The organism is Eubacterium sp., from assembly GCF_057858645.1.
Map to the genome: position 1 here is coordinate 16782 of NZ_DBLZZO010000017.1, position 12299 is coordinate 29080.

Sequence of the window (12299 nt, forward strand, 5' to 3'; positions counted from 1 at the left end):
AAGGCAGGCATTTTTTGCTTGCTTTTAATTTTATAAGGCTTATGGAGAATTAATGAGAGTAATAGCAGGAACAGCAAGAAGAATACAATTAGAAACAGTTAAAGGAAATAATACAAGACCTACAACTGATAGAATTAAAGAAACATTGTTTAATATTATAAATAATGATTTATATGATATTGATTTTTTGGATTTATTTAGTGGAAGTGGCGCTATTGGAATTGAAGCTTTAAGTCGTGGAGCTAGTAGTGCAACTTTTGTAGAAAATAATAGAAATGCTATTAAATGTATAGAGGCTAATTTGGAAAAAACTCATCTAAAAGAACAGGGAAATGTTGTTTTTGGTGATGTTATGCGAGCACTTGAAAGTTTACAATTAAAAAAACAGACATTTCACATTATTTTCATGGATCCACCTTATAATAAGCAATTAGAAAACAAGGTTTTAGAGTTTCTAAAAGATTCATGTATTTTAGATAATGACACTTTGATAATTGTTGAAGCTTCGTTGGAGACTGATTTCTCTTTTGCTTTGAATTTAGGATACGAAATTATAAAAGAAAAAATATACAAAACAAACAAACATATATTTTTGAAAAAACTAGGAGAATAATATGACAAGAGCAATTTATCCTGGAAGTTTTGACCCGGTTACGCTAGGACATTTAGATATTATTAAAAGAGCATCTAAAATATTTGATGAACTAATAGTAGGTGTTTTAAATAATAATTCTAAATCTCCGTTGTTTTCAGTTGAAAAACGTGTTAAAATGTTAAATGATGTTGTAAAAGATTTACCAAATGTCAAGGTTATGTCTTTTGAGGGATTACTTGTGGATTTTGCAAGAAAAGTAGATGCTCAAATTATTGTTAGAGGTTTAAGAGCTGTGACAGATTTTGAGTATGAACTTCAAATGTCTCAGACAAACACAGTTTTAAATGAAAATGTAGATACAATATTTTTTACAACAAGCTTGGAATATGCTTACCTTAGCTCAAGTACAGTAAGGGAAGCAGCGTATTTTGGAGCTGATATTAGCAAATTTGTACCAGAATCTGTTGTACAACAGGTTTACGATAAATTTAAGGAAAGAGGAGAATAAAAATGAGTAGTAAGATTGAACAGATTATTACAGAAATTGAGGAATATATTGATAACTGTAAGTTTCAGCCTTTATCAACATCTAAGATTGTAGTAAATAAAGACGATATTGATGAATTATTAGCTGAATTAAGATTAAGAACTCCTGATGAAATCAAGAAATATCAGAAGATTATTGCTAATAAGGATGCAATCTTAAACGATGCTAAGGAAAGATCAGAAGCTATGATTGCTGAAGCTACAGCACACATTAATCAGTTGGTTAGTGAACATGAAATTATGCAGAAAGCATATGATGAAGCTAACAAGGTTATTGAACAGGCACAGCAGGAAGCTCAGGATATTTTGAACAATGCTACATCAGAAGCAAATGATTATAGAATGAGAGCTATGCAGTATACAGATGATATTTTATCAAATGTTCAGAGCATACTTACAACAGGTATGAATAGCTTTGAAAATGCACAGAGCCAGATGATGACATCGTTAAACAGTTCATTAAATGTTGTTGTTGAAAGCAGAAAAGAATTAAATGGTCAGGATGAAGATAATTCACAGCCTGAAAATAATGATGACATTGCAGTTGATTTAATGTAATTATTATACTTTATACAGAAAAGAAAGCTATGTTTAGCTTTCTTTTTTGTATATTTAAATAACACTAAGAAAATTATTTACTATTTCTATTTATGAAATTGTTATTTGTTATTACCGTTGCATAAAAAATGTTGTTTGTTATAACTATCACACAAAATTACAAACTATAGATAATTAAATATAAAATAGTAAAAAATAAACAACATTCTATTTTGCCTAAAACATAATATAACATAATTGATTTATCTTTTATTTGGGATAAGGATTGCATAAAAATAGAAATACCACCCAATATTACACATAGAAGCATAAAATATATTTTATAAACATCCTCTAATTGACACTTTGTTATAAGAAAGCAACCGTTTGTAATTTCTAAAAATGAAATTGCTATATTTTTTTGAAAAAAAGATAGTGGTATGATATTGATTAACTGCGTTAATGCTGAAAAAAATATAACGTATGTACATAATGTCATTATAGAAAAATATGTTTTTTTAATTATGTTTTCGTTTTTGCTTAATGTGTTTATGCTTGTTTGAAAAGCGGGATAATGTGTTTCTCTAAAATTTAGAATTAATTTATTTAATATCCCGGTTATGATGGAAGGCAGAAAAACAAACAAAACAATATGCAAAGTGGTAAGTTTAGTATCACCCAAAACTGGTAACGAACTTTTCAAACATGTGCATATTATATAATTTATAAGAAAAGAGATGCTTGTGTTATTACAAAAAGTTATAAGGTATTTCCCTTCGGCTTTTGAAATATTGCCCGATGAGACCATTTCTCCAATAACTTTTGCACCTAACGGATAGCCTGACAAAAAGCCCACAAGTATAATGTAAGCACCATTTATTGTTACTTTGAAGAAAAAATTTAGTAATGGATACAAAAGTTTTCCGATGTAATAGCATAAACCTTTTTCGTACATATAATTAGTAATTAGTATGAAAGGTAATAGCGATGGAATTACAGAGTACAATGAAAGTATAATGCCTTTTTTTATACCTGCAGAAATTTCAACGGGAAAAGTTAAAGTTAAAGTTATGCATAGTGCACAAAATATTAATAAATATAATTTTTTCATAGGCCTTTTTTATTATAATATTATTTTGAAACAAATTATATTACTTTAATGTGTTGAAATTAATTGCAAAATACAATAAAATATATGGAGAAGAATTGAGGTATATATATGGAATTATTTTCAATTTCCAGTAGCAGTAAAGGAAATTGTATTTTATTAGATAATAAAGAAACAACATTGATGATAGATGTTGGAATAAGTAGGAAAAGAGTTGTCGAAGGGTTTGAGCATTTTGACAAAGATCCGGAAGATTTAGATGGGATATTAATTTCTCATGAACATAGTGACCATATTAAAGGGTTGGGAGTATTTTTGAGAAAATATCATATTCCTGTTTATGCTACTGAAGATACAATAGACTATATTTTAAATAAATCATCCATTGGAGAAGTTGATAAAGAATTATTTTTTCCAATAGAAAAAAATAAAAGCTTTTACATAAAAAATACTAAAATATCACCGCTTCAAATTAGCCATGATGCTGTTGATCCTGTATGCTATAGGTTTGATGATGACTCTGTGGACAATTCATCAGGTGCCATAGTTACGGATTTAGGTACATATGATGGAAAGTTGGTTAATGGCTTACAGGAGTTAGACAGTATTTTAGTGGAATCAAATCATGATGTAAGAATGTTACAGATGGGCCCATATCCCTTTCGTTTGAAACAAAGAATATGGGGAACTAAAGGTCATTTGTCAAATGAAGCATGTGGTGATTTTCTTAATAAAATCATTAATAAAAGAATGAAACATATTATTTTGGGTCATTTAAGTGGCGAAAATAATTATCCCGAATTAGCGTTTCAGGCTGTAAAAAACGAGTTGAATTTTGCCAAGGCGGTAGAGGATGTAAATCAAATTGATTTAAAAGTTGCAAGTAGGTACGAACCTTCCTGCAATATTAAATTTTAAATATATAATATCATAATTACTAGGAGGAACTTATGAAAAAGACAATTATTACAGTGGTAGGTAAAGACACAGTAGGCATTATAGCAGCGGTATGTTCATACTTAGCAGACAATAAAGTAAACATACTTGATATTTCTCAGACAATTGTTCAGGAATATTTTAACATGATGATGATTGTTGATTGCAATAACGCATCAAAGCCTGTGCATGAATTATCAGATGATTTAGAAAAAATCGGCGATGAAATCGGTGTTGTAATTAAAATGCAGCATGAAGATATTTTTAACAGTATGCACAGAATCTAGTTAATGGGAGAAAAAACATGATTAATAAATTTGAAGTTATTGAAACTAATAAAATGATTGACGATTACAATCTGGATGTAAGAACTATTACATTAGGTATTAGTCTTATGGATTGTATTAGTAATGATTTAGAAACGTTAAATAATAATATTTATAATAAAATTAAAAAACTTGCAGGTAATTTAGTTCAAACAGGAGAAGATATCTCAAAAGAATACGGTATTCCTATTGTTAATAAAAGAATTTCCGTTACACCAATTGGTTTAGTTGGGGCAAGTGCCTGTAAGACACCTGATGATTTTGTGACTATTGCAAAAACATTAGACAAGGTAGCAAAGGAAGTTGGTGTTAATTTCCTTGGTGGATACACAGCATTAGTTAGCAAGGGTATGTCAAAGGCAGAAGAAAATCTTATTAAATCTATACCAAAGGCTTTAGCTTGCACAGAACGTGTATGCAGTTCAGTTAATGTTGGTTCAACAAAAACAGGTATTAACATGGATGCTGTAAGATTAATGGGAGAAATTGTTAAGGAAACAGCAGAAGAATCAAAAGAGGATGATTCATTAGGTTGCGCTAAACTTGTTGTTTTTTGTAATGCTCCTGACGACAATCCTTTTATGGCAGGTGCTTTCCATGGTGTTACTGAAGCAGATGCAATTATTAATGTAGGTGTTTCAGGACCTGGCGTTGTAAGACATGCATTAAAGAAAGTTCGTGGAGAAAACTTCGAGGTTCTATGTGATACAATCAAAAAGACAGCTTTCAAGATTACAAGAGTTGGCCAGTTAGTTGCAAAGGAAGCTTCGAAGAGATTAAATGTTCCTTTTGGTATTATAGATTTATCTTTGGCACCTACACCTGCAATTGGTGATAGTGTGGCTGATATTTTAGAGGAAATTGGTTTACAGAGAGCCGGTGCGCCTGGTACAACAGCAGCTCTTGCACTGTTAAACGATCAGGTTAAAAAAGGTGGCGTAATGGCATCTTCATATGTTGGAGGTTTAAGTGGTGCCTTTATTCCTGTAAGTGAAGATCAGGGTATGATTGATGCTGTAAAAGAAGGCGCTTTAACTATTGAAAAATTAGAAGCAATGACATGCGTATGCTCAGTTGGACTTGACATGATAGCAATTCCGGGAGATACAAAGGCTACAACAATTGCCGGTATTATTGCAGATGAATCAGCAATTGGTATGGTCAATGCTAAAACAACAGCTGTAAGAATTATTCCTGTAATTGGAAAGGGAGTTGGAGAAACAGTAGAATTTGGTGGCTTACTTGGATATGCACCTATTATACCTGTAAATAATTTCTCTTGCGATAATTTCGTAAATAGAACAGGTCGTATTCCTGCACCAATTCATAGCTTTAAAAATTAATATTATATTTGAATTTTATAATATATAGAAAATATAGAAAAATAAAAAAGTTGGCTTATGTTTTCTATCAAATTTAATATAAGTACAAAAAAGAAGATTATAAAACAATTGCTTTTATAATCTTCTTTTTGTTGTGAATACAAGTGATGATTATTCTAAAATGTTTATTTTAAATTACATATTATAAAACAATAATTTTTCTTTGAAATTCCCTTGGAATCTTCTTTTGGCATTTATTCATGTAAACTAATCGGTATAAATCATCAGCCTGCAAGGATAAGTTTAACATCTTTTTTGTTAAACCTGATGAATAGTTGTAGTAGCTTGAAAATTTTCCAATTAAGTCTATGGATGCGTTCTTTTTTAATAATCTCATTATAGATGAATCTCTGTTAAAACCTAAAACTCTTGCGTAGAAAACATAGCCGTTGGAAATAAAGGAATTTACGTCTTCCTGCTTAATGTTAAGTGCAATATGCATTAAAACTCTTGATAATCCGGCACAAGTATAATTTTTTGATTGTAAATCTTTTATAAATTCTTCTACATTACAAAAATTATATTTCAAATTATTGATTCGATTGCTTAAATCTTCGTTTATATCATAATAAACAGTAAAATCTTCTTCGCTTAAAAGTTTGTAAGCAAGTATTTGACTAAAATCATTTAGTTCCAAATAATTGTTACCATATAAATTATTACAGTTTGAAGGAATCAGGCTTTCAATGGGATTACCTGATGCTATTTCATTTCTTATACCTGTAGCAGAAGCAAAAGTTGTGTTAGTCTTTTTAGAATTATATCCTGCACCCACTCTTTTTATGGCAACTGGTTTGATACTTGAATTTAATCTTTTAATAGCCTTTAAATATTCAATAGCAAGAATATTATTAGGTTTGTTAAGAAGATTATCCAATTCATCAAATTGTAAAATATTATTTTCTAAACAATAATCTGTAAGAGCTTTGGCTCTTGCTTTTGGAAAAGAATATCCGTTTTTTAAATATAATGACAGCATATTTTTGAAATCATCAGGTTCCTTTAAAAGAATACTTACGATATTAGGTAAAACTTTTATGTTGTCAGTTTCGCAGCCGAAACACAAATAGTCCACACAATTTAAACTGTCCAAAAGTTTAACTGCTGATGCTGCGAAAGTTTCTGCAGAAGCAGTTGCATAGCAACATGGAAGTTCTAAAACAACATCTGCACCATTTCTCAATGCTGCTTTGGTGCGAAGGGATTTATCATAAAAAGCAGGCATCCCCCTTTGAACATAATTGCCGCTGCAAACTATAATGGCATTTTCGGCACCTGTAATTTTTTTAGCTTTTTCTATTAAATATTTATGTCCGTTGTGAAACGGATTGAATTCTGCTATAATTCCCATTGTTTTCATATATTGTCACCTCACAAGTGAATATTTTATCATTATTGCACCAACCTTTCAACAAATTAGGGCACTTTTAGGTGTTGTTTAAAATTTATGCTTATACTATAATAAATATTGGATTGAAGAATAATTTTTAGAAGGAGAAAAATATGAGCTTTATTGAAGAGTTAAAAGAAAAAGCAAGAAAGAACAGAAAAAAGATTGTATTACCGGAAGGAATGGACAAACGTACATACGAGGCTGCTGAACAAATTATAAAAGAAGATTTTGCGGACATTATAATTTTAGCAACTGACGAAGAATTAGAAACATATGGAAGTGGTTATAACATTGAGGGTGCTACGATAATTAATCCTTTAAATTATGAAAAAACAAAGGAGTATGCTGAAGGTTTTTATGAGTTAAGAAAAGCAAAAGGAATGACACAACCCCAGGCTTTAGCCATGGTTGTTAGTGATCATATGTATTTTGCATGTATGATGGTTAAATGTGGAGATGCAGACGGCGTAGTATCAGGTGCGTGCCACTCATCAGCTAACACACTTAGACCTTCACTTCAGATTATAAAGACAAAACCTGGTAGCAAGTTAGTATCAGCATTTTTTGTAGTTTGTGTAAAGAATAAAGATATGGGAGCTAATGGTGTATTTGTTATGGGAGATTGTGGTCTGAATCAGAATCCTAACCCAACACAGCTTGCAGATATTGCTGCAAGTAGTGCAGAGTCATTTGAATATTTAGTTGGTAAAAAGGCGAGAGTAGCAATGTTATCACATTCTTCATACGGAAGTGCTGCTCATAACGATGTGGATAAAGTTGTTGAAGCAACAGCTATTGCAAAGAAAGAATATCCACAGTTCTTAATAGATGGCGAATTGCAGACAGATGCAGCTTTAATTCCTGAAATTGCAGAATTTAAAGCACCGGGAAGTCCTGTTGCAGGAAAAGCTAATGTTTTGGTTTTCCCTGATTTGGATGCAGGAAATATCGGTTATAAATTATTACAGAGATTAGGTGGTGCAGAAGCTTACGGACCATTATGTCAGGGAATTGCAAAACCTATTAATGACTTATCAAGAGGTTGTAGTGCAATGGATATTGTTGGTGTAGTAGCAATTACAGCAGTTCAGGCAAAAATAGTTTAATTTTTATTTGAAAAATCTTTTGAATTTGATATTATAATATATGTATTTATTAGCTTGTATTTTTTTAATACAAGCTAATTTTTAGGATAACAGAAAATATAATTATATTTAAAACAATTTATATGGGAGGAGCAAATGGAAGTATTAGTTATAAATTGTGGAAGCTCATCACTTAAATTTCAGTTAATTGATTCAGAAAAAGAGCATGTTTTAGCTAAAGGTTTGTGTGAGAGAATAGGAATTGATAAAAGTTCTATTACATACCAGAGCGATAAATGTGAGAAAATGACTAAAGAAGTTGACATGCCTACTCACAATGAAGCAATCAATGCGGTTATATCTGCTTTAACAGATGAAAAAACAGGTGTTATAAATGATATGAGCGAAGTTAAGGCTGTTGGTCATAGAGTTGTTCATGGTGGAGAATATTTTTCATCTTCAGCTATTGTTGATGAAGATGTTCTTGAAAAGATTGAAAAGTGCAATTATTTAGCACCTCTTCATAATCCGGCAAATGTAATTGGAATTAAGGCGTGTATGAAGATAATGAAAGATACACCAAACGTTGTTGTGTTTGATACAGCCTTTCATCAGACTATGCCAGAAGAAGCATATTTATATGGTATTCCAAGAGAATACTATGAAAAACATAAGATAAGACGTTATGGTTTCCATGGTACTTCGCATAGTTATGTATCAAAGAGAGTTGCTCAAATTATGAATAAGCCTGTAGAAGAACTTAAAACAATTGTTTGCCATTTAGGAAACGGTGCAAGTATTTGTGCAGTAGATGGGGGAAAGTCGGTTGATACAAGTATGGGACTTACACCCCTTGCAGGAGTTATGATGGGTACAAGATCAGGTGATATTGATCCCGGAATTTTAGAAGTATTAGCTAAAATGGAAAACAAAGATGTATCTGAAATAACTAATATTCTTAATAAAAAATCGGGTGTTGCCGGCTTGTCACAGGTTTCAAGTGACTTCAGAGATATAACTAAAGCTATTGAAGAAGGCAATGCAGTTGCAAAATCAGCCCTTGATGCTTACATTAGAACTGTTGTAAGATTTGTTGGTGCTTATGTTGCCGTTATGAATGGTGTTGATACAATTGTATTTACAGCAGGTGTTGGCGAAAATAACAGTGCAGTAAGAGCAGGAGTTGTAAAGCATCTTAAATATTTAGGTGTAGAGTTAGATGAAGAAGCTAATAAGATAAGAGGTGAAGAGAAACTTATCTCAACTGCAGACTCAAAAGTTAAAGTTTATGTAGTGCCAACTAATGAAGAATTAGCTATTGCAAGAGAAACAGTAGAACTTGTTAAGTAAAGCAATTTTGTAAGATATAAGCGTTTTTCAAGCTTGTTATTACAAAATTAAATATAAAACAATTCTTAAATTATATAAAAAAATAATGACGCTTGACAAATATATGATGGATATGTATAATTGTTTAGGTGTCTTTGAAGAAGGAATATTATGATAATTGATTTATATGAACTTCTACAGGAAGAAGACGGGGAGAAAGTTTTTTCTCCAACTTATGAAAATGAGAAATTCAAAACTAAAAGAGAATCATATCCTGTAAAGGATTGTGATATTAAGTTTATTTTTCATAATGATGGTAAGAAGCATATTGCTTTTACATCAAAGGGATATGTTGTATTGGCTATTCCTTGTAATAAGTGTTTAGAACCTGTAGATTACAAGATTAATATTGACAGTTTCAAGGACTTAGATTTGAATAAAACATCTGAACAACGTATAGCAGATCTGGATGAAACTAATTATCTGGACGGTACAAAGATTGATTCAGAGGTATTTATTAATAACGAGATTCTGGTTAATTTTCCTATGAAAGTTCTTTGCAGTGAAAACTGTAAGGGAATTTGTAATAGATGCGGCGCAAATCTCAATTTGAGATCCTGTAATTGCGAAGACGCAAAACCAGGAACGGGAATGTCGAAAATATTAGATGTTTTTAATCAGTTTAAGGAGGTGTAAACCATGTCTATCTGTCCAAAGAACAAATCTTCAAAAGGAAGAAGAGATAAGAGAAGAGCAAACTGGAAGATGTCAGCTCCAAACCTTGTAAAGTGCAGCAAGTGTGGAACATTAATGATGCCACATAGAGTATGCAAGGCATGCGGAAGCTACAACAAAAAAGAAATAGTTTCAGTTGACTAATTATAAAAATAAGACTTTGTGAGTTTTCACAGAGTCTTATTTTTGTGTGATAGGAAGTTTTGATACTGTATATTGCTATACATATAGCATGTACAGTATTTTTCTTTTAGTATATGTTTCTTGATTTTATTAGGATTTTTTAGTATATTATCATTATGCGTAAAAGGAGGACTATATATGTCGAAGACTATAATTGCATTAGATTGCATGGGTGGAGATAATGCACCTGGTGAAATAGTAAAGGGAGCTGTTTTAGCTGCTAATGAAAATAAAGATATGCTAATAAAGCTTGTTGGTAGGGAAGACGATATAAAAAAAGAACTTGAAAAATATCCTTCATCTGACAAGTTGGAGATAGTTGATGCTAAAGAAGTTATTGAAACAGGAGAACCCCCAGTGGCAGCTATTAGAAAGAAAAAAGATTCTTCTTTAGTGAAATGTATGTATATGGTCAAAAAAGGTGAAGCAGATGCTATGGTTTCCGCAGGTAGTACAGGAGCCAATCTTGTTGGTGGACATGTTATTATTGGCAGAATAAAAGGTGTCGAAAGACCTCCTCTAGCACCATTAATTCCCACAAAAACAGGTTTTTCTTTATTAATTGACTGTGGAGCAAATGTAGACGCAAGACCATCACATTTATTACAGTTTGCTAAGATGGGTTCCGTTTATATGGAAAATGTTGTTGGAGTAAAGAATCCAAAAGTCGCACTTGTTAATATTGGTGCTGAAGAAGAAAAAGGAAATGCTTTAGTTAAAGAAACATACCCACTATTAAAAGAAATGGAAGGCATTAATTTTATTGGCAATATAGAAGCAAGAGACATTCCTAACGGGGATGCAGATGTTATTGTTTGTGATGCTTTTGTAGGTAATGTAATTCTTAAATTATATGAAGGTGTTGCAAGTGTTTTAATTGACAAGATTAAAGGTTCTATGATGAATTCTATCAAAACAAAGATTGGAGCACTTTTAATTAAGAAAGATTTAAAGAAAACTCTTAAGGGATTTTCTTTGGAAGAACATGGTGGAGCACCGTTATTAGGACTAAATGGGTTGTTAGTTAAGACACATGGAAGTTCAAAAGCAATTGAAATTAAAAATTCAATTTTACAATGTATAACATTTAATGAATTGGATATTAACAATAAATTTAAGGAAAAGCTTTCATTAGAAAGCAAGGAGGATTAATTATGGAATTAGATAGACTTATTAATGCCATTGCAGAGGTTTTAGATTTAGACAAGGATAAAATTACTGCCGACAGTAAGTTTGTAGATGATTTAGGAGCAGATTCACTTGATGTTTTAGAAATAATTATGGGAATTGAAGATGAATTTGGTATTGAAATTCCAACAGATCAGGCAGAATCAATTGTAACAGTTGGAGATGCTTACGAAAAGATAAAGGAAGCTCTTTAAGAACAAAACATTACAAGTATACTAAAGCCCTATTTTAATAGGGCTTTAAGTTGCGTTATAGAGGTATTTTTATGAACACAGATTATTCTATTTTGGAAGACAATATAAATTATGTATTTAAAGATAAAGATTTATTGATAAATGCTCTTACACATACGTCTTTTGCAAATGAACATAAGGTTAAGAAAATCAAAGATAATGAAAGATTGGAATTTTTAGGCGATGCCGTACTTGAAATGGTTTCAAGCGAATTTTTATTTGAAAACATGAATGAAATGCCTGAGGGAGAAATGACAAAACTTCGAGCAAGTCTTGTGTGTGAACCTACTTTGGCAATTGACGCAAGAGAAATTGAATTGGAGTCTTTTATTTATCTTGGAAAAGGTGAGGAAGCAACAGGCGGTAGAAAACGTGATTCCATAGTTTCAGATGCTTTTGAAGCTTTAATCGGTGCAATATTCCTAGATGGGGGTGTTGATGCTGCAAGAAGTTTTATTTTACAGTTTGCATTAAATGATATTGAAAAGAAAAGATTATTCCATGACTGCAAGACTGTTTTGCAGGAAAGAGTAAATATGGTGAAAATAGGAAATCTGTCTTATGAGATTGTAGGCGAAAGTGGACCGGACCATGACAAAAATTATGAAGCTGTTGCCAAAATTGACGAACAGGTAATTGGACGAGGTAGTGGTCATACTAAGAAAGCTGCTGAACAGCAGGCAGCGTATAATGCACTTAAAACTTTAGATAACAGGAGTTAGT

At 31.5% G+C, this 12299-nt stretch carries 15 protein-coding genes; 13 read left to right on the forward strand and 2 right to left on the reverse strand.

Annotated elements, in window-relative coordinates:
• Positions 1 to 52: 52 nt before the first annotated feature.
• From rsmD to ACZM4J_RS07325, 3 genes are read left to right on the forward strand one after another with little or no spacing between them, the layout of a single operon-like run.
• Entirely contained in the window at positions 53 to 613 is a 561-nt protein-coding gene (gene rsmD / locus ACZM4J_RS07315) for a 16S rRNA (guanine(966)-N(2))-methyltransferase RsmD (protein ID WP_022166048.1), read from the forward strand.
• Between the two features lies 1 nt (position 614).
• Positions 615 to 1103 (forward strand): pantetheine-phosphate adenylyltransferase, encoded by a 489-nt coding sequence (gene coaD, locus ACZM4J_RS07320; RefSeq protein WP_022166049.1) that lies wholly within the window; start codon positions 615 to 617, stop codon positions 1101 to 1103.
• Between the two features lie 2 nt (positions 1104 to 1105).
• A complete protein-coding gene (locus ACZM4J_RS07325) occupies positions 1106 to 1699 on the forward strand; it encodes an ATP synthase subunit B family protein (RefSeq protein WP_022166050.1) in 594 nt (197 codons plus the stop codon).
• 157 nt (positions 1700 to 1856) lie between these two features.
• Here ACZM4J_RS07325 and ACZM4J_RS07330 read toward each other — a convergent pair whose 3' ends face one another.
• The gene (locus ACZM4J_RS07330; protein WP_489485922.1) at positions 1857 to 2789 is read right to left on the reverse strand and encodes a hypothetical protein; all 933 of its coding nucleotides are present in this window, start codon (positions 2787 to 2789) and stop codon (positions 1857 to 1859) included.
• A 108-nt stretch (positions 2790 to 2897) separates the two neighbouring features.
• Between ACZM4J_RS07330 and ACZM4J_RS07335 the strand changes: the two genes are divergently transcribed.
• From ACZM4J_RS07335 to ACZM4J_RS07345, 3 genes are read left to right on the forward strand one after another with little or no spacing between them, the layout of a single operon-like run.
• Positions 2898 to 3704, forward strand: coding sequence for an MBL fold metallo-hydrolase (locus ACZM4J_RS07335; RefSeq protein WP_022166052.1), 807 nt, complete (start codon positions 2898 to 2900; stop codon positions 3702 to 3704).
• 32 nt (positions 3705 to 3736) lie between these two features.
• Positions 3737 to 4009 carry an ACT domain-containing protein gene (locus ACZM4J_RS07340; RefSeq protein ID WP_117999554.1) on the forward strand — a complete coding sequence of 91 codons (273 nt, stop codon included), beginning with the start codon at positions 3737 to 3739 and terminating at the stop codon, positions 4007 to 4009.
• Between the two features lie 17 nt (positions 4010 to 4026).
• A complete protein-coding gene (locus ACZM4J_RS07345) occupies positions 4027 to 5391 on the forward strand; it encodes a PFL family protein (protein ID WP_022166054.1) in 1365 nt (454 codons plus the stop codon).
• Positions 5392 to 5572: 181 nt separating this feature from the next.
• On the opposite strand, the gene ACZM4J_RS07350 is transcribed toward ACZM4J_RS07345, so the two are convergent.
• On the reverse strand, positions 5573 to 6790 hold the full coding sequence (locus ACZM4J_RS07350) for a nucleotidyltransferase (protein ID WP_428244678.1): 1218 nt from the start codon (positions 6788 to 6790) through the stop codon (positions 5573 to 5575).
• Between the two features lie 143 nt (positions 6791 to 6933).
• On the opposite strand from ACZM4J_RS07350, the gene pta reads away from it, so the two are divergent.
• The 7 genes from pta to rnc all read left to right on the forward strand — a co-directional run bounded on the left by pta (position 6934) and on the right by rnc (position 12298).
• Positions 6934 to 7929: a phosphate acetyltransferase gene (pta, locus tag ACZM4J_RS07355; protein ID WP_428244677.1), complete on the forward strand. Its 996-nt coding sequence runs from the start codon at positions 6934 to 6936 to the stop codon at positions 7927 to 7929.
• A gap of 135 nt (positions 7930 to 8064) precedes the next feature.
• Positions 8065 to 9258 (forward strand): acetate/propionate family kinase, encoded by a 1194-nt coding sequence (locus ACZM4J_RS07360; protein ID WP_412335002.1) that lies wholly within the window; start codon positions 8065 to 8067, stop codon positions 9256 to 9258.
• 150 nt (positions 9259 to 9408) lie between these two features.
• On the forward strand, positions 9409 to 9933 hold the full coding sequence (locus ACZM4J_RS07365; protein ID WP_022166058.1) for a YceD family protein: 525 nt from the start codon (positions 9409 to 9411) through the stop codon (positions 9931 to 9933).
• A gap of 3 nt (positions 9934 to 9936) precedes the next feature.
• On the forward strand, positions 9937 to 10116 hold the full coding sequence (gene rpmF, locus ACZM4J_RS07370; RefSeq protein WP_022166059.1) for a 50S ribosomal protein L32: 180 nt from the start codon (positions 9937 to 9939) through the stop codon (positions 10114 to 10116).
• 177 nt (positions 10117 to 10293) lie between these two features.
• Positions 10294 to 11307 (forward strand): phosphate acyltransferase PlsX, encoded by a 1014-nt coding sequence (gene plsX, locus ACZM4J_RS07375; protein WP_022166060.1) that lies wholly within the window; start codon positions 10294 to 10296, stop codon positions 11305 to 11307.
• Between the two features lie 2 nt (positions 11308 to 11309).
• Complete coding sequence (gene acpP / locus ACZM4J_RS07380) at positions 11310 to 11537, forward strand: acyl carrier protein (RefSeq protein WP_022166061.1); 228 nt, start codon at positions 11310 to 11312, stop codon at positions 11535 to 11537.
• A gap of 71 nt (positions 11538 to 11608) precedes the next feature.
• On the forward strand, positions 11609 to 12298 hold the full coding sequence (rnc, locus tag ACZM4J_RS07385) for a ribonuclease III (protein ID WP_022166062.1): 690 nt from the start codon (positions 11609 to 11611) through the stop codon (positions 12296 to 12298).
• Position 12299 lies beyond the last annotated feature (1 nt).